The following is a 20323-nucleotide window of genomic DNA, read 5'->3' on the forward strand; positions in this document are numbered from 1 at the left end:
CAACCCGGCCTCCGCCGCGAGAGCCTGCGCGGTCTCACCCGCGATGAACCGCTCAACCAAGGCCAGCTTCAGCTCGAACGAGTACACCTGTTTCGTCTGCTTGGCCACCAGCACTCCTCGACCATGGATCCTCCACCGCAGATACAGACCCTTGACCGGCGAGCGAGCCACACCCATCACCCGCGCAGTCGCCGCATCCGCGATGCCCTTCTCAAACCACGCTACAGCGGCCTCGCGCTGATCTTCAGACAACGGACTACGACCAAACATAAAACTGCTCCCCTGAAGTCGGAAATGAATATCCCAGTCCAACTTCCGGGGACCACTTCATCCCCCCGAGTGGACATAGTGGCATTATGTCCACGCTTCGCCGCGAGGAGTGAGCATGTCCCGGGCGACCGCTGGATATGTCCGATCCCCGGCGCCAGCACTGGACATGCTCCCCATGCGGCACCTGGGATGCGCATGTCCGCACCCCTGCGCGCGAGGAATGAGCATGTCCGTACCCGTGCGGCACCTGGGATGCGCATGTCCGCAACCGTGCCCGCGAGGAATGAGCATGTCCTCCTCAGTCGAGCCGACGCTGGGCATGTCCACTGAGCTTGGCCCGGAGCGGCCCGCCCGCCAGTCCGAGGTTAGAACCCGAGTTGAGCGGCCACCTGCAGCAACAATCCCTCGGAGCCCGCCGGCCCGATCAGCTGAATGCCCATCGGCAGCCCCGAGCCCGCGGTGCCGCCGGTCCAGTGCACCGGGATGCTGATTGCCGGCAGGCCACAGACGTTCACCATGGAGGACCACGGCGCGAACTCGCATTGTTTGCGGTAGTCGCGGTCGGCGTCGCCCTCCCATTCGGCTGCGGGCCAGTAGCCGTCGCCGTGGGACGCCGCCGTGAACCAGCCGACCGGGCGGGGTGTCTGGGCCAGGGCGGGCGTCAGAATGAGGTCCCACTGCGCGTACTGGGCGGTCGTGTCGTGCTGGAACTGCCGCAGGAACCGCAGGGACTCGTCGAGCTTGGCCGCACTGCGCTGCTGGGCGCGCCGGCGGAACGTCCTGGTCAGCGGGGTCAGGAGTGCCTCGCGTTGGGGTGCGATCCGGGCGCTCCCGACGCCGGCCGTCCAAGCCGTGGTGAACGCGTCCGGGTAGCGGTTGTCATAGCGGATCGCAGCTTCCGACATTTCGTGGCCCGCGGCCTCGAGCCGTGCGACGCCGTCGGCCAGCGCGTCCAGCGCTTCCGGGTCCGGGGCGAACGGGAAAGCGGTCTGCCACGGGCTGTCCAGGCTGACGCCGATCCGCAGCTTGCGCGGTTCGTGGGCGGTCACCTCGAGGTAGCTGGCTCCGGGCGCACCGGGCACCAAGGCGCCCAGCAGCAGGGCGGCATCGGCGGCGGTCCGGGCGAGCGGTCCGGCGACCACGAGCTGCGCCGGATCGCCGGAGCTCTCCCCGGCCGGCACGAGGCCCCGGCCGGGTTTCAGCCCGACGAGTCCGCAGGCCGCGGCCGGAATGCGCACCGAGCCGCCGCCGTCGGATCCGGGCGCGAACGGAACCAGCCCCGCGGCCACCGCCGCAGCGCTGCCGCCGGAGGACCCGCCCGAACTGCGGCTCAGGGCATACGGATTGCGCGACGGCGGGGCAATCCGGTTCTCGCTGTAGGCAGTCAGGCCGAACTCCGGGACCTGGGTCTTTCCCAGCGATATCACCCCTGCGGCCTTGAGCGCCGCAGCGAGTGCGCCGTCCGCCAGCGCCGCCTTTTGTTCCAGGGCGGCACTCCCATGCGTCGTGACGACGCCGGCCACGTCCGTCAGGTCCTTGAACGCGACCGGGATGCCGTGCAGCGCGGCCAACGCGTCCCCGCTGCGGCCCGCGAGGGTGCGAAGCCGGTCGGCCGCCACCGCATCTCTCCGTGCCTGCTCCGCCGTGACGGTGATGAAGGCCCCGAGGTGCGGGTTGCCGGCCTCGACACGGTCCAGGAAATGATCGGTTGCCTGCCGGGCGGAGAGTTCCCCGGACCGGAGTGCGTCGCGGAGCTGGACGGCGGAAAGCTCGTGGATGTCAGCCAAGGAAACGGGACCCCAGCCACTTCCGGAGCCGGAGGATGCCCGTCCCTTGGGGGCATGCCCATTCTTGGCAGCAACGGGTGAGCACTGCGGCAGTATGTCCATTGCCCGCGGCCAAGGGAGGGCATGTCCCGTGGGGCGGGGTGGCGGTGCGGGGGACATGTCCAGTGCCCGGGGTAAACCAGTTCAGGGCGACGGGAGGGCATGTCCCGTGGCGGGGCCCGCGGAGGAGCCGCCCCGCGGGAAGATCGGCAGCCATGCGGTGTCTCCTTTGCGTCTCCTTTGCGTTCTGCAGAAGCGTAACGTGCCCGCGCCCGGGGCGCCGTGCCGGAGCCGGGGGATACGCTGGGACCAGACCTTGAAATCTGCGGAAAGGGCGATCGTGAGCGATTTCCATAGCGTCAGCGTGTCCGGCATCCCCGACGGTGCCAAGATCCTGGATGTCCGCGACGACTATGAATGGGTTGCGGGCCACGCCGAAGGCGCATTGCACATTCCGCTGGACCAGTTGCCGGCCCGGATCGAGGAACTCGACCCGGACGAGGACACCTATGTCATCTGCCGCACCGGCGGCCGTTCGTACCGGGCCACCCAGTGGCTCGTGGGCATGGGGTATTCCGCCCTGAACGTGGCCGGAGGCATGGACCAGTGGGTCGAGACCGGCCTGCCGCTGGTGTCCGACAACGGTCTCAAGCCGGTCATTCTGTAACCGAAGAAGGAAGAACCCATGTCCGCACCGACCCTCACGTACACCTTCCTCGGACCCGAGGGCACCTTCACCGAGGCGGCCCTGATGCAGGTGCCGGGCGCGGCGGACGCGGTCCGCATCCCGTCCTCAAATGTGAACTCGGCACTGGACAAGGTGCGGGACGGCTCCGCCGACGCCGCCATGGTGCCGATCGAGAACTCCGTCGAGGGCGGGGTCACAGCAACCCTTGACGCCATCGCCACGGGGCAGGAGCTCAGGATCCTCCGGGAAGCGCTGGTGCCGATCAGTTTTGTCCTGGTGGCCCGGCCGGGCGTGGCGCTCGGCGACATCCGGCGCGTCTCCACCCACGGCCATGCCTGGGCGCAGTGCCGGCTGTGGGTGGACGCTAACATTCCCAATGCGGAATACATCCCGGGATCGTCGACGGCGGCGGCCGCGATGGGCCTGCTCCTGGAGGACGAGCCGCACTATGACGCTGCCATCTGCGCCCCGATCGTGGCGGACGAGCAGCCGGGCCTGTCCGTGCTGGCGGAAAATATTGGCGACAACCCCGGCGCGGTCACCCGCTTCGTCCTTGTGGGCCGACCCGGTGAACTTCCCGCCCGTACCGGCGCAGACAAGACCACGGTCGTGGTCCCCCTGCCCGAGGACCGGCCGGGTGCACTGATGGAGATTCTGGACCAGTTCGCCACCCGCGGCGTGAACCTCAGCCGGATCGAATCGCGGCCCACCGGCCAGTATCTGGGCCACTACTTCTTCAGCATCGACGCCGACGGCCACGTTGCCGATGCCCGGGTGGCGGACGCGCTCGCGGGCCTGCACCGGATCAGCCCGGCCACCCGCTTCCTGGGTTCCTACCAGCGTGCCGACGGCCACCGGAGCAATGTTGCGCCGCATACCTCTGACCAGGCATTCCGGGCTGCGCATGCTTGGGTGAAAGACATACTGGGCAGTGCATCAGCGACGCCGGTATATACCCCCGGGGGTTCGCCCACAGCGTAGGCAAATGCCTCCCGGCGCACTTCCACCCCTTCCCAACTGTGCGTATGCTTGCCTGATCCATATTGGGGAAGTCCTCTACCGGAGGGAGCGGGTCATGTCAGGCACCAGCACCGAAAATGACGGCCAGGGAATGATTGTCAATCCCAAGCCGACAGCTGACAACCAGGACTGGGACGGCGACGACGCCGACCGCGCGGACCGTCTGCGCTTCGAAGAGGAGCAGGCCATGATCCGCGAGCAGTCCGAAGCCAGGGCGGCCAAGGCCGCCGCAGATGCGAAGAAGGCAGCCGAGGCCAAGAAAGCCGCCAGCGCCTAGCCCGGCCACCCTAGCCCGGCCACCCAAGCCGGTCGACGTAGCCCGGCCACCGAAACCCGGCCACCTAAACTCCGTCCGCCTAGACGCCTTCCGCCCCGTCCTTGACCCGGACCAGCAGGGAACCGGGGGCGATCTGGACGGTGACCTTGGTAGCCTCGCCCGAAGGATCGCCGTCGACCTGGGTGGGCATGGGTTCGGAGCACCGGATCGTGATCTTGCCCGACCGGTAGTACGTCATGACGGGCAGGTCCCGCTTGTGCTTCAGGACAATCTTTGTGTACATGGCCAGCCAGCCGATTGCGCTGCGGGGACTCATCACCACGACGTCGAGCATTCCGTCATCGATCATGGCCTGCGGGATGAAATCGATTCCGCCGGGAACCAGGCCGCAGTTCGCGAACAGCACGCTGCGGATCTTGCGGGTCTGTTCCGGCTGGTCATCCAGCGCGATGGAGACCTTCTTGCGGCGCCCAGGCAGGTGCCGGACGCCGGCCTCCGTGTACGCCAGCCAGCCAACGGCTTTCTTCAGGCCGTCGTTCGTGTCACTGACCACCTCGGCGTCCATGCCGATGCCGGCAATCACCAGGAACGTGTGTTCGGATGATTCGCCGGTGCGCGAATTCTCCACCGTCATCCGCGCCGTATCAATGAACCGCTGGTGCCCGAAGAGGGCCGCCTGCACATTGCCGGCGAGGTCGTTGACCTCCAGGTGCACATTGCGGGCCAGGAGATTGCCGGTGCCGAGCGGAACCAGGCCCATCGCGGTGTCCGTCCCGGCGAGGACCTCGGCCACGACACGCACGGTGCCGTCCCCGCCGCCGGCCAGTACGACGTCGGCCCCATAGTCCACTGCCGCCCGGGTCTGCGAAAATCCCGGGTCCTCCGCAGTTGTCTCGAAGAACCGGGGCGGCTCCCAGCCTGCCGCAGCGCAGGCGGACTCGATCACCGTCCGGGCCTCCGCGGACCGCGCCTTGATCGGATTCAGGACCACGGCGACCTTCTGCCGCCCCAGGCCTGGACTGTGGGTTTGTTCCCACACGGCGCTGCGGGTGTGCTTGGCCCGCAACCTGCGCACCCCCCACCAGCTGGAGACGGCAAACGCCAGGACCCCAGCGATGACAAGGTAGATCAGCCAGTCACGCATCTTGATCCAACAGTATCCCGCCGGCGCCGGGCATCGGGGTGCCCGGCAACGGCGCCCGGATTGGATACTCTTATCCAGTGATCGACGTAAAAGACCTCAGCGAAAATCCGGACAAGTTCCGTGCCAGCCAGCGCGCCCGCGGCGCCGACGAATCCGCGGTGGACGCGATCATCGCTGCGGACTCGGCCAGGCGCGCCGCGCTGATCCGGTTCGAGAACCTGCGGGCCGAGCAGAACGTGTTCGGCAAGAAGGTCGCGCAGGCCAAGGGCGAGGAAAAACAGGCCCTGCTCGCCGAGGTCAAGGAACTTGCCGCGTCCGTCAAGGCCGCGTCGGCCGAAGCGGACGTCGCCCAGGCCGCGCAGGACGAGCTGCTCCGGACCATCCCCAACCTGATCGAGGACGGCGTCCCGGCCGGCGGCGAGGACGACTACATTGTGGTCAAAACAGTCGGCACGCCGCGCGAATTTCCCGACTTCGAGCCCCGCGACCACCTGGAGATCGGCGAGCTGATCGGCGCGATCGACATGGAGCGCGGGGCCAAGGTGTCCGGCGCACGTTTCTACTTCCTGCGCGGCGTCGGCGCCCGGCTGGAAATGGCGCTCCTGCAGATGGCCATGGACCAGGCGATCGACGCCGGGTTCGTCCCGATGATCACGCCCACCCTGGTCCGCCCGGAAACCATGCAGGGCACCGGTTTTGACGTCAAGCACGACGCCGAGATCTACCGTCTCGCCGAAGACGACCTTTACCTGGTGGGCACCTCGGAGGTGGCCCTGGCCGGCTACCACGCCGACGAGATCCTTGACCTTTCCGGCGGTCCGCTCCGCTACGCGGGCCAGAGCTCGTGCTACCGCCGCGAGGCCGGCTCGCATGGCAAGGACACCCGCGGCATCATCCGGGTCCACCAGTTCAACAAGGTGGAAATGTTCATCTACACCACCGTGGAGGAGGCAGCAGCCGAGCACGCCCGCCTCCTGGCGTGGGAAGAGGAGATGCTGGCCAAGTGCGAGCTCCCGTACCGCGTGATTGACACCGCCGCAGGGGATCTGGGCAATTCCGCCGCCCGGAAGTACGACTGCGAGGCCTGGGTCCCCACCCAGGGCGCCTACCGCGAGCTGACCTCGACTTCCAACTGCACCACCTTCCAGGCCCGCCGCCTGAACGTCCGGGAACGTGTCCTGAACGAGGACGGCGCGCCCAAGGGCACCCGGGCCGTGGCTACGCTCAACGGCACCCTGGCCACCACGCGGTGGATCGTCGCCATCCTGGAACACCACCAGAACCCGGACGGCTCGGTCAACGTCCCGGCTGCCCTGCAGAAGTACCTGGGCGGGATGACGGTCCTCCCAGTCCTCTAAGCGCCGTCCTCCGAGCGCCCGACCGCCGGGACCCCCGTCCGCGCACTTAACGTTTCACTCCGGTAAATATTCACACTGTGGATGCGCTGTGGGTGTTTACCACAAGTTAACGCCTTGCTGTGGCGTTGGTCCTAGCGCCGTCGGGGGTCTCTGCTCATACTTGTGAGATGACAACCATGACTGAGTCCTCAGTCGCCGGCAACGATGACCGGCGCACGAGCAACGAGAACACCACACAGAACACCACGCCCCGCACCAAGGCAGGCCGCCACCAAACCGGCAGCAGCGACGCCGGCGTGAAGATGATGATTGCCCTGGACGTCGACGGCACCCTCGTGGACCACGACGGCCACATGTCCGTGACCGTCCGCGAGGCCGCCCAGGCCGTAGTAGCCGCCGGCCACCACGTCATGATCGCCACCGGCCGTTCGCTCAATGCCACGCTGCCGGTCATCGAGCACATCGGGGTCGAGAACGGGTACGCCGTGTGCTCCAACGGCGGCGTGATCCTGCGGGTCGATTCCGGCCTGCCCGACGGCTACGAAGTCATCCACAAGGCAACGTTCGACCCCGGACCGGCCCTGCGCGCCCTGCGCAAGCGGCTGCCCTCGGCCAAGTACGCCCTGGAGGACGAGGCCGGCAACTTCCTGTCCACCGAGCGCTTCCAGGACGCCAGCTTCGGCGTCGAAGCCGTCGGGGTCGACTTCCAGACCATGCTGGAGGCGACCGCCGTGCGCGTGGTGGTCTTCAGTTCGGAGAACACCCCCGAGGAGTTCAACGCCGCGATCCGCCATATCGGGCTCGCCGGCGTGACGTATTCGGTGGGCTGGACGGCCTGGCTGGACATTGCCGCTGCCGGCGTCACGAAGGCCAGCGCGCTGGAGCACCTCCGCGGCCGGCTGAGCATCGAGGCGCACCGCACGGTCGCCGTCGGCGACGGCCGCAACGATATCGAGATGCTCACCTGGGCGCGCCGCGGCGTGGCCATGGGGCAGGCCCCGGTGGAAGTGATCGCCGCCGCCGATGAGGTGACGAAGTCGGTGTACGACGACGGCGCCGCCCACGTGCTGCGCAGCCTCCTCAAGTGACGGGCACCGCTGAGGGCGCCGCTGAGCGCAGCGCCTGATGAGCGCAGCGTCCGTTCAGCTCCGGGCTACCGGACGTCGAGGATCAGGCCCAGAAGCCGGGCCGCGGCGGGGCGGGCGGCGTGCTCCTCGTTCCACTGGGACCGGGCCACGGCCTTGCTCACGGCCTGCGTGGTGATGCCGAGTTCCTCGGCGACAGCCTTCTGCTGGCCCCGCACCCCCGGAGTGAGCAGATCCAGCACCCGCCATTCCGCGTGGCTGCGGTCGTGCACGATGTGGCCCAGGAGGCGCAGGACTGCCTCGGCTTCCGCCGCGAGCTCCGCCAGCGGACCCTCCACCGCCACGCGGACCCGGTCCTTGCCGTTCCGGAGGCGGTCCACGGCCCGGCGGGCGTAGACCAGCCCGTGACCGGAGGCGTCCTTGATCTGGTTTGGCAGCGGCTCGTTCACCGGGCCCACCCCGATGCCGACGTACCAGCTGCCGCTGCGCAGGGCGATCATGGCCGCCTCCACCGCCTGGTGCGGACAGTCCACGATGCCCTGGACCTCGTCCTCCACGGAACGGTCGAAATCGAGGCGCGCAGGGATGTGCCGCAGGTCCTTGAGGAGCTGCGGCACGCGGTCGCCGTCGCGCCGGCTGTCGGTCTGATTGATGGTCAGCGTGAACATTCTGGATCACACACTACCCGGTGGCACTTCGGGGGCAAGTAGCCGACGGGGCTGCGGTACCGTGACCGTAATACTGACGGTTACCCGCCCGCGAGTCCGGACAGCTGGCCCGCGGGCAAGTGGATCCAGCCCTCGCTCAGGGCTGCCGCGGCCTGCCCGGCCCCGGGACGCAGCGTTTGGCCCAGGCGGACAGCCCGGGCGGTCAGCGCGGCGATGACCGCATCAAACATGTCATCGGACGCCGCCAGGAGCTCGCCGTAGCCGGACAGGTCCAGCCAGGGGGCGTTCGCGGCAAGGTCAGCGAGGGCCGCGGACAGCCGCTCCGTTTCCGGGGCCCCGCGTCCCTTGTAGCCGCGGGCCTGAATCCCCCAGAGCTTCAGGGAGGCCGCCGGGTAAACCTCCGCGAGGCGGCCGGACCCGTCCCGCGCCTGCTGACCCGCGTCGAGGGCGATTTTGGCCTGAATCACGGCGCACCTCATGGCGGGGTGGGCCAGGCGGTCGGCGGAAACGCTGAGCGGTATCAGACCGGTCCTGCCTGTGACGAACCGGTCGGTGTCCCGGTAGGCGAGCAGGCGGCGGCCCGCGATCCCGTCGTGGCTGAGCACAGGGCCGGGGTCGAAATTCAGGTGTCCGGCAATGAACGGAAGGAAGGCGTCGGGCCAGCCGAGCGGACAGTCGATCCCCGTCATATCGCTGACGCTGAAGAGCCGGACGATTTCCTCGTCGCTGACGTCCAGAGCCAGGTGCACCAGGCGTGCCGTGCCGCCGGACCATTCGATGACGGCCGCCGCGGTCTTCTTCGTAGCGGCGGCGAGGTCGACGCCGAGGGTCCTCATCGCAGGGTCCTCATTAGGTGCCCTCATGACGTGGTTACCGCCGGTCGGCGCAAGAAAAACGCGGGGTCACATACGGCCCAATTCCGGCGTCCGGATGGGCGGTAAGTGACCCCGCGCTGCTGTTCAGGCGTGAGCGTGGTTAGTGTCCGGCTGCCGGCACGTAGCGCTTGATGGATGCCTCGAGCTCGGCCTCGGCGGCGGCGCGGTCGCCCCAGCCCTCGGCCTTGACCCACTTGCCCGGCTCCAGGTCCTTGTAGCGGGTGAAGAAGTGCTCGATTTCCTTGATCAGGAACTCGCTGACGTCGCTGATTTCCTGGATGTGGTCGAACCGGGCGTCGGCGGGGACGCACAGGACCTTGGCGTCGCCGCCGCCGTCGTCCGTCATGTTGAACACGCCGATCGGGCGGGACTCGACGATCACGCCGGGGTACAGATCGAAGTCCTGCAGGAGCACCAGCGCATCCAGCGGATCTCCGTCTTCGCCCAGGGTGTTCTCGAAGAAACCGTAGTGGGTGGGGTACTGCATCGACGTGAACAGGACGCGGTCCAGGCGGACGCGGCCGGTCTCGTGGTCGACTTCGTACTTGACGCGCGATCCCTTGGGGATCTCGATAGTCACGTCATGCTTCATGGAATGCTCCTTGACGACTTCAGGGGGTGCGCGGCACGTGCACAAGGGCTGTCGCTGCCGCCGACTACTATTGAGGATATAGCGAGTGGCGCTGGTTTCAGGAACTAGTGGGGACATTTCAGGACTAAAGGACCAGCAGCAGCATGAAAGCGAGAACCGGCCCCGCAGGCCTCGGCATGGCCCCCGGCAGGCTGCGCGGGATCCTCGTGCTGGTCCTCCAGGCCCTCCTGGTGGTGGCCGTGGGGTTGCCGGCCGGCTTCGCGATCGCCCCGGCTTTCCTCGGCCCCGGCCGGCCCTCCGCAGCGTCCCCGGCCACCCCGCCCTGGCAGCAGATGCCCGCCACGCCGGGCGCTTCCGGCGGCTCGGGCGGCCTCGGCCCGCTCAGCGACGCCGCTCCCGTTCCCTCCGCCACCGCCCTCGCGGCGCAGCTCAATGCCACCCTGAAGACCGACGGCGGCGGTACTTTCACGGGGATCGTCCAGGACGCCGTTACCGGCCACGTGCTCTTTGACCGGGCCGCCGATGAGGCCCGCGTACCGGCGTCGAACATGAAACTCCTCACAGCCAGCGCGGCGCTGCGGGTCCTGGGCCCGGACCACCGCTTCAGCACCCGGGTTGTCGCGGGGCCGACGCCCGGCTCCGTGGTGCTGACCGGCGGGGGAGACGTGCTGCTGGGCGCCGGCGCATCCGACCCGGCAGCCGTCCTGGGCCATGCCGGGCTCGCCACCCTCGCCGAGGCCACCGTCCGGGCACTCCAGAACGGCGCCGCCGGCGCCACGTCCGGCGACAAATCCGGGGAAAATTCCGGCGGCAAGTCCGCCGGCACGGTGAGCGTCCTGCTGGACGACTCCCTCTTCAGCGGACCGTCCCTGAGCCAGGCCTGGAGCCCCGAGGACGTCGCCGCCGGCGAGACGGCCCCGCTGTACCCGCTGGCCCTGAACTCGGCACGGTTCGACCCCGCCAAGACCACCGGTCCCCGCCCCCAGGACGCCGCCATGACCGCCGCCGAGGCCTTCGCCGCCCGGCTGACAACGGCCGCGGCGGCCGCGGGGCTGTCGGTGGCGCCCGGCGTCGCCCGGGTCGGGCCCGGCGCCGTGGCCGGGGACGCCAAAGTCCTGGCGGAAGTCCAGTCCGCCACCGTCGGGGAGCAGGTGGACCTCATGCTGCAGACCTCGGACAACTACCTCGCCGAAGTGATGGGACGGATGGCCGCCGTCGGCGCGGGCCGGGCCGCAAGCAGCGAGGGCGCCATCGCCACCGTCATGCAGCAGCTCAAGGACCTGGACATCCCCCTGGACGGCCTGCACGCCGCGGACGTCTCCGGCCTGGCCCCGGCCAACCAGGTCTCGGCCCGGCAGCTCACGGATGTGGTCCGGGCCATGACCTCAGGGAAGGACACCCGGCTGCGCGCCGCCCTCGACGGCTTCCCCGTCGCCGGGCTCACCGGCACCCTGGGCGGCAGGTACACGGACGCGGCCACCGCCGGCGGGGCCGGGCTGGTGCGCGCCAAAACCGGCACGCTGAACACCGTCATCGCGCTCAGCGGATACGTCGTGGACGCCGACGGCCGGCTGCTGGTCTTCTCCTTCGTCGGCAACGGACTCACCCCCGGTGCCGCGAACAAGGCGGCGCTGGACCGCTCCGCCTCCGCCCTGGCCGGCTGCGGCTGCCGCTAAGGAGAACCGAGGGCCGCCCGGCCGGGCCGGTTCGCCGGTCAGCGAAAATTAAGGCGGACGGCCGGACCCCTGTGATCTGATGGACCTCATGGAGTCCTCTGCAAGCGAGACGTCACACCAGCCAGCACCCAAACCCGCCGGCCCGGCCCCGGCCCAAGGCCTGATCAACTGGGAGCTTGCCGCGTCCACGGCCGCCCGGCTCACACCCGCCGGCCCGGTCCTGGGCGCCTCGGAGATCGGCGCCGCCGTCGAAAACCTGAGGCTCATGGCCGACATCTCTGTCCCGCACGTCCACGACATCACCGGCCTCGACGCCGCACGGGACCTGCGCGACTCCGAGGTCCTGGTAGTGGACCGCGCTTCCTGGGCCCGGGCCAACACGCAGAGCTTCGCCGTCATGCTCAAGCCGGCCATGGAGAAGATGCTGGAGGGCCGCGGAGCCCTCAACCCGGGCGCGGCCAGCGTCAGCGGCGCCATCACCGGCAGCCAGCTCGGCGCCATCCTGGCCTTCCTCTCGAGCAAAGTCCTGGGCCAGTACGATCCTTTCTCCGCCCTGGCCGAGAACTCGACGGCACCCGCCGCCGGCCGCCTGCTGCTCGTGGCGCCGAACATCATCTCCGTGGAACGCGAACTGAACGTCACCCCCGCGGACTTCCGGCTCTGGGTCTGCCTCCACGAGCAGACCCACCGGGTGCAGTTCGCCGCCGCCCCGTGGCTGCGGCACCACATGCTGGATGAGATCGAAAACCTCAGCGGCCTGCTGCTGGGCAATGTTGATTCCCTGATGGAACGCGCCTCCGCCGCCGCGAAGTCACTGAAGGACCGTGCCGCGCCCGGCACGGCACCGGGCCGCGGCGCCGTCCTGGACCTGCTCCAGAACCCGGAGGAAAAGGCGGCCCTGTCCCGCCTGACCGCCCTGATGAGTCTGCTCGAGGGCCACGCGAATGTGGTCATGGACGCCGTGGACGCCAGCATTGTCCCGTCGGTGAAGACCATCCGGCAGCGCTTCAACGCCCGCGGCAAGGACCGCGGCATGATCGAGAAATTCATCCGCAGCCTGCTTGGCCTCGACGCCAAGATGCGCCAGTACAGCGACGGCGCCAAGTTCGTCCGGGAAGCCGTGGCCGCCGCCGGCATGGAGGGCTTCAACACGGTCTGGGCATCCGCGGAGCACCTCCCCACTGAACCCGAGATCCACGACTCCAGGCTCTGGCTCGACCGGATGGGCCTCTAGCCGCGATGCCTGCCACCGACCCTGCCGACCCTGCCGACCCCGCGCCGGTTCCCAGCGGACGACGCCGGCCCGGCCGCCTCGCGCCGGTGGTCGGCACCGCGCGGAAGATGGTCCAGGACGCGCTCGCCGGAGCCGGGTACCCGCAGCACGTCCTGGTCGCGTGCAGCGGGGGCCCGGACTCGCTGGCCCTTGCCGCCGTGGCCGCCTATTTCGCCCGCCGCGGCCACGTGGACGGCCGTCCCGTAACCGTCGGGGCTGTGATCGTGGACCACCAGCTCCAGCCGGGCTCGGCCGCGGTCGCCGCGGCCACCGCACGGACCCTCAAGGACCTCGGACTCGCTCCCGTGCAGGTCAGGACGGTCGAGGTCGCAGCCGCCGGCATGGGCCCGGAGGCCGCCGCCCGGGAAGCCCGCCACACGGCGCTCGAGGCCGCCGCGGACGAGGCCGGCGCGGCCGTGATTCTCCTCGGCCACACCCTCGACGACCAGGCCGAGCAAGTGCTGCTCGGCCTGGCACGCGGGTCCGGCACGCGCTCCCTCGCCGGGATGCGGCCGTCGCGGGGCCGGCTCCTGCGGCCTTTCCTGGGCCTGCGGCGCGAGGACACCCTGGAGATCTGCCGGGTCGAGGGCCTGGACCCCTGGCACGATCCGTCCAACACGGACCCCGCCTACGCCCGTTCCCGCACCCGGGTGGAGGTGCTGCCCCTGCTGGAGGAAAAACTGGGCCCCGGCGTCGCCGAATCCCTCGCCCGCACCGCCGCGATCCTGCAGCTCGACGCCGACTACCTCGAGGAGGTGGCGAACGCCACCTTTGAGCGTCTCCGCGAGCCGGCCGGGGGCGGTCACGCACGGAACGATCGGACAGGCATCGAGCAGGCGGGTAAAGGGATCAGCCTGCCCGAAGCGGCCCTGCGGGACCTGGCCCCGGCCGTGAGGTTCCGGGTGATCGCCAAGGCCGCCGCCGCCGTCGGCGGTCAGCAGCCCAGCTACCAGCGCCTGCTCGCGGCCGAAGCGCTGCTGCGCCGCCACGGCTCGGCCGGTCCGGTGGAGCTCCCCGGCTCGGTCAGCGTCTACCGGCTCTCCCTCGCGCAGCTCGAGGCGGAGGGGCAGTCCGCCGCCGCCGGCGTTCCCCGCGAAGGCGCCCGCTGTGGGAAGCTTGTATTCCGGCCTCAACGGCCATCCAGAAAATAGTCGCACCCCGCATCTACACAGGAGCCATTGGTGGATTCAAACGACGTCCAGGCAGACCTCAAGCACGTTCTCTACACCAAGGAGCAGATCCAGCAACGGATCACCGAACTCGCGGCGCAGATCGACAAGGATTACGAGGGCCGCGACCTCCTGATCGTCGGCGTGCTCAAGGGCGCCGTGATGGTCATGGCAGACCTGGCCCGCGCACTGCACAGCCACGTCTCCATGGACTGGATGGCCGTCTCCTCCTACGGCTCCGGCACCCAGTCCTCCGGCGTGGTCCGCATCCTGAAGGACCTCGACACCGACCTCATGGGCAAGGACGTCCTCATTGTCGAGGACATCATTGACTCCGGCCTCACGCTGTCCTGGCTCAAGACCAACCTGGAATCCCGCGGCACCGCCTCGGTGGAAATCTGCACCGCCTTCCGCAAGCCCACGGCCGCCAAGGTCAAGATCGACGTCAAGTACGTCGGCTACGACATCCCCAACGAATTCGTCGTCGGCTACGGCCTGGACTACGCGGAAAAGTACCGCAACCTGGACTTCGTCGGCACCCTGGCACCGCACGTCTACGAGTAGGCCGTTTACGCAGCGCCGCCCCTCCCGGGACCGGGCGCGGGGCGGCGCGCCCCGCTACGCCCACAGGGAACTTTTGCCGTTCTCCGTGCGTGAGGTAGTGCGACGGTGTATAGCTAGAACCTGACGCAGCACCACACGCGCGCAGAACGGTCGCCGTGCAGCACTACCAGGAGGGACGGGGCCAGCCCCGAACAGATGAAAGCTAAGAGTTTCTTCAAGGGCCCGGGCATCTGGATTGTCGTCGTGGTGGCCATGCTGCTGCTGGCCTTTGCCACCCTGGCTCCCGGCGGCGCAAGCCGGATCGACACCGACAAGGGCCTTGAACTGCTGACTTCCGCAGGCAAGGTTGAGCAGGCGAAGATTTTCGACGCCGAGAACCGCGTGGACCTGGTCCTGAAGGACAACCTGCAGGTGGACGGGCAGGACAAGGGCAAGAACGTCCAGTTCTACTTCGTCAACGCCCGCGCCCAGGACGTCGTCAAGGCGGTCACGGACGCCAAGCCCTCCGGCGGCTTCACCGACCAGCCGATCGAAAACAACTGGTTCTCCGGGCTCTTCTCCCTCCTGGTGCCCGTGCTGCTGCTCGGCGTCCTGTTCTGGTTCCTGCTCTCCCGGATGCAGGGCGGCGGGTCCAAGGTCATGCAGTTCGGCAAGTCCAAGGCGAAGATGGTCAGCAAGGACATGCCCCAGGTGACCTTCAGCGATGTCGCCGGCGCCGATGAGGCCGTCGAGGAACTCGAGGAAATCAAGGAATTCCTGCAGGAGCCGGCCAAGTTCCAGGCCGTGGGCGCCAAGATCCCCAAGGGCGTGCTGCTTTACGGCCCTCCCGGCACCGGCAAGACCCTCCTGGCCCGCGCCGTTGCCGGCGAGGCCGGCGTGCCCTTCTTCTCCATCTCCGGTTCCGACTTCGTGGAAATGTTCGTCGGCGTGGGCGCCTCCCGCGTCCGCGACCTCTTCGAACAGGCCAAGTCCAACGCGCCGGCCATCATCTTCGTCGATGAGATCGACGCCGTCGGCCGGCACCGCGGCGCCGGTATCGGCGGCGGCAACGACGAGCGCGAGCAGACCCTCAACCAGCTGCTGGTTGAAATGGACGGCTTCGACGTCAAGACCAACGTCATCCTGATCGCCGCCACCAACCGCCCCGACGTCCTGGACCCTGCACTGCTGCGCCCGGGCCGGTTCGACCGGCAGATCGGGGTCGAGGCCCCCGACCTGATCGGCCGCGACCAGATCCTGCAGGTGCACGCCAAGGGCAAGCCGATGGCTCCCGGCGTCGACCTGAAGGCCGTCGCCAAGAAGACCCCCGGCTACACCGGCGCGGACCTGGCCAATGTGCTCAACGAGGCGGCACTGCTGACGGCCCGCTCCAACGCCAACCTGATCGATGACCGCGCCCTGGACGAGGCGATCGACCGCGTCATGGCGGGCCCGCAGAAACGCAGCCGGGTCATGAAGGAACACGAACGCAAGGTCACCGCGTACCACGAGGGCGGCCACGCCCTGGTCGCCGCCGCCCTGCGCAACTCCGCCCCGGTCACCAAGATCACCATCCTGCCGCGCGGCCGCGCCCTCGGCTACACCATGGTGGTCCCGGAAAACGACAAGTACTCCGTGACCCGCAACGAACTGCTGGACCAGATGGCCTACGCCATGGGCGGCCGGGTGGCGGAGGAACTGGTCTTCCACGACCCCTCCACCGGAGCGTCCAACGACATCGAGAAGGCCACCGGGATCGCCCGCAAGATGGTCACCGAGTTCGGCATGAGCGAACGCGTCGGTGCGGTGCGCCTCGGCCAGGGCGGCGGCGAGCCGTTCCTGGGCCGCGACGCCGCCCACGAGCGCAACTACTCGGACCAGATCGCCTACATTGTCGACGAGGAAGTCCGCCGCCTGATCGAGAACGCCCACGACGAGGCCTACGCCATCCTCACCGAGAACCGGGACGTCCTGGACCAGCTGGCGCTGGAACTGCTGGAACGCGAAACCCTGAACCAGGCCGAAATCGCGCAGGTCTTCGCCGATATCCGCAAGCGCGATTTCCGCGAGGTGTGGCTCTCCAAGGAGACCCGCCCGGTCCTGTCCGGCGGCCCGGTGGAATCCCGGCAGGAAAGGGCCGAACGCGAAGCGCAGGAGGAAGCCACCCGGGCGCGGCTCGAGGAGCCGCTGGATGCCCGGCCGCCGCATGCCCAGGGTGTTCCCGGACAGGAGCAGTTCCAGGGCGGTGTTACGGATATCGGGACTGACGGCCAACCCGGCTAGGCTTCTTCTGTGACTTCTAACTTCGACGACGACGTTCCCGCCCCCGCTGCTGCCTCGGCGGGGGACGGGGCCGGACAGCACCCGCACACCAAAGTGGACCGACCCCGGATCGAAGCGGCCGTCCGGGAAATCCTGCTGGCGATCGGCGAGGACCCGGACCGCGGCGGCCTGCTGGACACCCCCAAGCGGGTGGCCAAGGCCTATGCCGAGATGTTTGCCGGCCTGCACCACGACCCCGCCGAGATCCTGGCCACGACCTTCGACCTCGACCACGAGGAACTCGTGCTGGTCAAGGACATCCCCTTCTACTCCACCTGCGAACACCACCTCGTGCCGTTCCACGGGGTGGCGCACGTGGGCTACATCCCCTCGCATGACGGCAAGGTCACGGGCCTGAGCAAGCTTGCCCGCGTGGTGGACATGTTCGCCCGGCGCCCGCAGGTCCAGGAACGCCTGACCACCCAGATCGTCGAAGCCCTCGTGACGCACCTGCAGCCGCGCGGGGCGATCGTCGTCGTCGAATGCGAGCACCTGTGCATGTCCATGCGGGGCATCCGCAAGCCCGGCGCCAAGACCGTCACCAGCGCAGTGCGCGGGCAGCTGCACGACCCGGCCACCCGCGCCGAAGCCATGAGCCTCATACTCGGAAGGTAAGAACACAGACTATGGACTCCCTAGCCGCAGCCCCGGGGACCGGCCCGGCAACCTCGCCCCTGCCCATCCTGCGCAAACCGCGCCCGGCGGCGACGTTCCAGGACCTGCCCACCGACCGGACCCTCGTCATGGGAATCCTCAACGTCACCCCTGACTCGTTCAGCGACGGCGGCGAACACGCCACGGCGGACACCGCGATCGCGGCGGGCCTGCGGATGTTCTACGCCGGGGCGGACATCATCGACGTCGGCGGCGAATCCACCCGTCCGGGTGCCGCGGCAGTCGGCGTCGACGAGGAACAGCGCCGGGTCCTGCCGGTCATCGAGGCCCTGGTCAAAGCCGGCGCCCTGGTCAGCATCGACACCACCCACGCCGCGACGGCCGCCGCCGCACTGAAGGCCGGCGCCGCCATCATCAACGACGTTTCCGGCCTGACCATGGAACCGGAAATGGCCGAACTCGCCGCCCGGACCAAGGCGCCCTACATCCTGACGCACCGCCGCGGCGACGCCAGCACCATGAACGCCCTGACGGACTACAACGACGTCGCCCGTGATGTCGTTGCCGAACTCTCCGGCGTCCGTGACAAGCTCTACGACGCCGGCGTCACCCCGGAGCAGATCATCGTGGACCCGGGGCTGGGCTTCGCCAAGGACGAGGACCAGAACTGGGAACTGCTCCAGCACCTGGATGTCCTGCAGGCCATGGGCCACAAAGTCCTCGTGGCCGGTTCCCGCAAACGCTTCCTCGGCAGTCTCCTGACGGTGGCGGGCAAGGCCGCCCAGCCGGTCGAACGCGATGCGGCCACCGCCGCCGTGACCGCCATCAGCGCCCTCCGCGGTGCCTGGGCGGTGCGGGTGCACGACGTCGGGCCAAGCCTTGACGCCGTCAAGGTCGCCGCGCGCATGGCACCCCCGGCGCACCCGGCACCGGCCGGCACCGACTGATCCGGCCGGCGCCATGGACCAGATCACCCTCAGCGGTGTCACCGCGGTCGGCCATCACGGAGTGTTCGACTTCGAACGCCGCGACGGCCAGCCGTTCGTCGTCGACGCCGTACTGCACCTTGACTTCAGCAAGGCTGCCGCGTCCGACGACGTCCTGGACACCGCGCATTACGGCGAAGTGGCCGGCTGCATCCGGGAGTGGATCACCGGGGAGCCGCTGAACCTGATCGAGGCCCTCGCCGTGCGGATCGCCGAGGACGTCCTGCAGAAATTCCCCGTCGCCGCCGTCGACATCACCGTGCACAAGCCCAAGGCCCCGATCGAAGTCGACTTCGGCGACGTCGCCGTCAGCGTGCACCGGCGACGCACATGAGCCCGGCTTACACCCGCGCCGTGATCGCGCTCGGCAGCAATCTGGGGGAGCGCAACGACACCCTGTCCGCCGCCGTCGCCGACCTCGTCGACCCGCCGGAAGTGCGGCTCCTGGCCATCTCACCGATCGTCCAGACCAAGGCCGTGGGCGGCCCGCCGGGCCAGCCGGACTTCCTGAACATGGTGATCGCCGTGGAGACGTCCCTGCCCCCGCGCGAGCTCCTGGACCACTGCCACGCCGTCGAGCAGAAGCACTTGAGGGTGCGCGAGGTCCGGTGGGGGCCGCGGACCCTGGACGTGGACATCATCACCTACGGGGACCTCGTCAGTTCCGACCCGGAGCTCACGCTGCCGCACCCGCGGGCTGCCGAACGGGCCTTCGTGCTCTACCCGTGGTCGCAGATAGACCCGGCGGCGCAGCTCAACGGCGAACGCGTGGGCGACCTCGCCGTTCGGGCCGCGGATTTCGCCGACCTCGAAACGTTTGACGGCTTCCAGGCCCCCGCCCCCGCGGACAGTGCAGCCGCGAAGACGACGGGTGCGGAAGTCGCGCCGGGACCGCTGGAGCGGCCGTGAAACTGACCAACCCCCTGCTCCTGCTGGCCATCGCAGCGGTCGTTGCCCTGGCCGGCTGGTTCGCCACCGTCATGGCCGGCCGCTACAGCCTGGCCACCCCGGTGCTGCCGCTCACGGGACTGGTGACCATGGGCGTGATCGTGGTCCTCACCCTCGTGCTGGGGATCCGCGTGCTGCGGTGGCGCAACGGCAAGAAGAAAAAGGTCCTCAATCCCATCCTGGCGGCGTGGACCCTGGTCCTCGCCCAGGCCTGCGCCTACACCGGAACGGTCCTGCTGGGCTGGCACGCCGGAGTGGTGATCGAGCAGCTGCGGCTGTGGAACCTGCGCAGCAACCAGGACCTCACCTGGCAGGCCCTCGCGATGGCCGGCGGCGGCCTGATCATGGTGGTCGTGGGGCTCGTCGTCGAGCGGTTCTGCCGGATCCCGCCCGAGGACGGCGACGCCGACTCCGGGCACGGGGTACAGGGAAAGCGCACCAAACCCTCGGCAGAAGGCGAATATGCCTACCGAAGCGATTGATCCGCCGGGCATCCACTGGCTCAGGGTGTCACCGAAATACGTCACCGTACGCCTTGCGGGATGGGCGCTGGGAAACCTGATCGTGGTGGCCCTGCTGTCCCTTCCGCTGGTTCTGGTCCTTAACGGTGCCTGGGCGTGGCCGCCACTCTGGCTTGCCGTGGCCGTGCCCCTGGCCTGGTTGCTTCTGGCCTTGTGGCGGCTCGTGCTGATTCCCCGGCAGGTGCGCTCGATCGGTTATGCCGAGCGTGAAGACGACCTTCTGATCCGCCGCGGCATCTTTTTCCAGCGCACCCTCGTAGTGCCGTACGGGCGGATGCAGTACGTGGACATCGCAGTGGGACCGGTTGAACGCCCCCTTGGCTTGTGCACCCTGAAGCTCCACACAGCATCGGCCGGAACCAACGCCCAGATCCCCGGGCTGCCCGCCGGCGAAGGAGCCCGGCTCCGCGAACAGCTGTCGGCCCGCGGCGAAGCCCGGCTGGCCGGGCTGTGACGGGGAGGCAATG

The 20323-nt window shown here is 68.9% G+C and carries 21 protein-coding genes; 16 read left to right on the forward strand and 5 right to left on the reverse strand.

What is annotated here, in order from left to right; translation table 11 throughout:
- Nucleotides 1-635: 635 nt before the first annotated feature.
- Nucleotides 636-2057, reverse strand: coding sequence for an amidase (locus tag CFN17_RS07885; protein ID WP_208750861.1), 1422 nt, complete (start codon nucleotides 2055-2057; stop codon nucleotides 636-638).
- Between the two features lie 379 nt (nucleotides 2058-2436).
- Here CFN17_RS07885 and CFN17_RS07890 point away from each other — a divergent pair, with 379 nt between their 5' ends.
- From CFN17_RS07890 to CFN17_RS07900, 3 genes are all read left to right on the forward strand, one after another.
- Nucleotides 2437-2763: a rhodanese-like domain-containing protein gene (locus CFN17_RS07890; protein WP_208750862.1), complete on the forward strand. Its 327-nt coding sequence runs from the start codon at nucleotides 2437-2439 to the stop codon at nucleotides 2761-2763.
- Between the two features lie 18 nt (nucleotides 2764-2781).
- The gene (gene pheA / locus CFN17_RS07895) at nucleotides 2782-3765 is read left to right on the forward strand and encodes a prephenate dehydratase (RefSeq protein ID WP_208750863.1); all 984 of its coding nucleotides are present in this window, start codon (nucleotides 2782-2784) and stop codon (nucleotides 3763-3765) included.
- Between the two features lie 94 nt (nucleotides 3766-3859).
- Nucleotides 3860-4081, forward strand: a complete 222-nt coding sequence (locus tag CFN17_RS07900) for a hypothetical protein (protein WP_208750864.1) — start codon at nucleotides 3860-3862, stop codon at nucleotides 4079-4081.
- Between the two features lie 79 nt (nucleotides 4082-4160).
- Here the strand turns inward: CFN17_RS07900 and CFN17_RS07905 are convergent, their stop codons facing one another.
- Entirely contained in the window at nucleotides 4161-5225 is a 1065-nt protein-coding gene (locus tag CFN17_RS07905) for a diacylglycerol kinase family protein (protein WP_208750865.1), read from the reverse strand.
- 77 nt (nucleotides 5226-5302) lie between these two features.
- Here CFN17_RS07905 and serS point away from each other — a divergent pair, with 77 nt between their 5' ends.
- Nucleotides 5303-6583, forward strand: a complete 1281-nt coding sequence (gene serS / locus CFN17_RS07910) for a serine--tRNA ligase (RefSeq protein WP_208750866.1) — start codon at nucleotides 5303-5305, stop codon at nucleotides 6581-6583.
- A gap of 167 nt (nucleotides 6584-6750) precedes the next feature.
- The gene (locus CFN17_RS07915; RefSeq protein ID WP_208750867.1) at nucleotides 6751-7671 is read left to right on the forward strand and encodes an HAD family hydrolase; all 921 of its coding nucleotides are present in this window, start codon (nucleotides 6751-6753) and stop codon (nucleotides 7669-7671) included.
- A gap of 65 nt (nucleotides 7672-7736) precedes the next feature.
- Here CFN17_RS07915 and CFN17_RS07920 read toward each other — a convergent pair whose 3' ends face one another.
- From CFN17_RS07920 to CFN17_RS07930, 3 genes are all read right to left on the reverse strand, one after another.
- Nucleotides 7737-8336, reverse strand: coding sequence for a MarR family transcriptional regulator (locus CFN17_RS07920; protein WP_208750868.1), 600 nt, complete (start codon nucleotides 8334-8336; stop codon nucleotides 7737-7739).
- A gap of 80 nt (nucleotides 8337-8416) precedes the next feature.
- Nucleotides 8417-9172: a DUF429 domain-containing protein gene (locus tag CFN17_RS07925; RefSeq protein ID WP_208750869.1), complete on the reverse strand. Its 756-nt coding sequence runs from the start codon at nucleotides 9170-9172 to the stop codon at nucleotides 8417-8419.
- Nucleotides 9173-9311: 139 nt separating this feature from the next.
- On the reverse strand, nucleotides 9312-9803 hold the full coding sequence (locus tag CFN17_RS07930) for an inorganic diphosphatase (RefSeq protein WP_208750870.1): 492 nt from the start codon (nucleotides 9801-9803) through the stop codon (nucleotides 9312-9314).
- Between the two features lie 176 nt (nucleotides 9804-9979).
- On the opposite strand from CFN17_RS07930, the gene dacB reads away from it, so the two are divergent.
- The 11 genes from dacB (at nucleotide 9980) to CFN17_RS07985 (ending at nucleotide 20310) form a co-directional block, all read left to right on the forward strand.
- On the forward strand, nucleotides 9980-11479 hold the full coding sequence (gene dacB, locus CFN17_RS07935) for a D-alanyl-D-alanine carboxypeptidase/D-alanyl-D-alanine-endopeptidase (protein ID WP_261792449.1): 1500 nt from the start codon (nucleotides 9980-9982) through the stop codon (nucleotides 11477-11479).
- 88 nt (nucleotides 11480-11567) lie between these two features.
- Nucleotides 11568-12713 (forward strand): zinc-dependent metalloprotease, encoded by a 1146-nt coding sequence (locus CFN17_RS07940; protein ID WP_208750872.1) that lies wholly within the window; start codon nucleotides 11568-11570, stop codon nucleotides 12711-12713.
- Between the two features lie 107 nt (nucleotides 12714-12820).
- Nucleotides 12821-13903 carry a tRNA lysidine(34) synthetase TilS gene (gene tilS, locus CFN17_RS07945; RefSeq protein ID WP_208751400.1) on the forward strand — a complete coding sequence of 361 codons (1083 nt, stop codon included), beginning with the start codon at nucleotides 12821-12823 and terminating at the stop codon, nucleotides 13901-13903.
- A 30-nt stretch (nucleotides 13904-13933) separates the two neighbouring features.
- Nucleotides 13934-14485, forward strand: coding sequence for a hypoxanthine phosphoribosyltransferase (gene hpt, locus CFN17_RS07950; RefSeq protein WP_091255514.1), 552 nt, complete (start codon nucleotides 13934-13936; stop codon nucleotides 14483-14485).
- A 195-nt stretch (nucleotides 14486-14680) separates the two neighbouring features.
- The gene (gene ftsH / locus CFN17_RS07955; protein WP_208750873.1) at nucleotides 14681-16747 is read left to right on the forward strand and encodes an ATP-dependent zinc metalloprotease FtsH; all 2067 of its coding nucleotides are present in this window, start codon (nucleotides 14681-14683) and stop codon (nucleotides 16745-16747) included.
- Between the two features lie 9 nt (nucleotides 16748-16756).
- On the forward strand, nucleotides 16757-17401 hold the full coding sequence (gene folE, locus CFN17_RS07960; RefSeq protein ID WP_208750874.1) for a GTP cyclohydrolase I FolE: 645 nt from the start codon (nucleotides 16757-16759) through the stop codon (nucleotides 17399-17401).
- Nucleotides 17402-17412: 11 nt separating this feature from the next.
- The gene (gene folP, locus CFN17_RS07965; RefSeq protein WP_208750875.1) at nucleotides 17413-18348 is read left to right on the forward strand and encodes a dihydropteroate synthase; all 936 of its coding nucleotides are present in this window, start codon (nucleotides 17413-17415) and stop codon (nucleotides 18346-18348) included.
- A 13-nt stretch (nucleotides 18349-18361) separates the two neighbouring features.
- Nucleotides 18362-18721, forward strand: coding sequence for a dihydroneopterin aldolase (gene folB, locus CFN17_RS07970; protein ID WP_208750876.1), 360 nt, complete (start codon nucleotides 18362-18364; stop codon nucleotides 18719-18721).
- Nucleotides 18718-19296, forward strand: coding sequence for a 2-amino-4-hydroxy-6-hydroxymethyldihydropteridine diphosphokinase (gene folK / locus CFN17_RS07975; protein WP_208750877.1), 579 nt, complete (start codon nucleotides 18718-18720; stop codon nucleotides 19294-19296). Before folB ends, folK begins: the two co-directional genes overlap by 4 nt.
- Nucleotides 19293-19817, forward strand: a complete 525-nt coding sequence (locus CFN17_RS07980; protein WP_208750878.1) for a DUF3180 domain-containing protein — start codon at nucleotides 19293-19295, stop codon at nucleotides 19815-19817. The genes folK and CFN17_RS07980 overlap by 4 nt, the downstream gene beginning before the upstream one ends.
- Complete coding sequence (locus tag CFN17_RS07985) at nucleotides 19798-20310, forward strand: PH domain-containing protein (RefSeq protein ID WP_208750879.1); 513 nt, start codon at nucleotides 19798-19800, stop codon at nucleotides 20308-20310. Before CFN17_RS07980 ends, CFN17_RS07985 begins: the two co-directional genes overlap by 20 nt.
- Nucleotides 20311-20323: the final 13 nt, after the last annotated feature.

It is taken from the genome of Arthrobacter sp. PM3, from assembly GCF_003352915.1.
Taxonomy (GTDB): domain Bacteria; phylum Actinomycetota; class Actinomycetes; order Actinomycetales; family Micrococcaceae; genus Arthrobacter.

Coding starts and splice junctions, on each gene's coding strand:
- pheA (WP_208750863.1), top strand. CDS start 2,782: ATGTCCGCACCGACCCTCACGTACACCTTCCTCGGACCCGAGGGCACC.
- CFN17_RS07900 (WP_208750864.1), top strand. CDS start 3,860: ATGTCAGGCACCAGCACCGAAAATGACGGCCAGGGAATGATTGTCAAT.
- CFN17_RS07905 (WP_208750865.1), bottom strand. CDS start 5,225: ATGCGTGACTGGCTGATCTACCTTGTCATCGCTGGGGTCCTGGCGTTT.
- CFN17_RS07915 (WP_208750867.1), top strand. CDS start 6,751: ATGACAACCATGACTGAGTCCTCAGTCGCCGGCAACGATGACCGGCGC.
- CFN17_RS07920 (WP_208750868.1), bottom strand. CDS start 8,336: ATGTTCACGCTGACCATCAATCAGACCGACAGCCGGCGCGACGGCGAC.
- CFN17_RS07925 (WP_208750869.1), bottom strand. CDS start 9,172: ATGAGGACCCTCGGCGTCGACCTCGCCGCCGCTACGAAGAAGACCGCG.
- CFN17_RS07930 (WP_208750870.1), bottom strand. CDS start 9,803: ATGAAGCATGACGTGACTATCGAGATCCCCAAGGGATCGCGCGTCAAG.
- dacB (WP_261792449.1), top strand. CDS start 9,980: ATGGCCCCCGGCAGGCTGCGCGGGATCCTCGTGCTGGTCCTCCAGGCC.
- CFN17_RS07940 (WP_208750872.1), top strand. CDS start 11,568: ATGGAGTCCTCTGCAAGCGAGACGTCACACCAGCCAGCACCCAAACCC.
- tilS (WP_208751400.1), top strand. CDS start 12,821: ATGGTCCAGGACGCGCTCGCCGGAGCCGGGTACCCGCAGCACGTCCTG.
- ftsH (WP_208750873.1), top strand. CDS start 14,681: ATGAAAGCTAAGAGTTTCTTCAAGGGCCCGGGCATCTGGATTGTCGTC.
- folP (WP_208750875.1), top strand. CDS start 17,413: ATGGACTCCCTAGCCGCAGCCCCGGGGACCGGCCCGGCAACCTCGCCC.
- folB (WP_208750876.1), top strand. CDS start 18,362: ATGGACCAGATCACCCTCAGCGGTGTCACCGCGGTCGGCCATCACGGA.
- folK (WP_208750877.1), top strand. CDS start 18,718: ATGAGCCCGGCTTACACCCGCGCCGTGATCGCGCTCGGCAGCAATCTG.
- CFN17_RS07985 (WP_208750879.1), top strand. CDS start 19,798: ATGCCTACCGAAGCGATTGATCCGCCGGGCATCCACTGGCTCAGGGTG.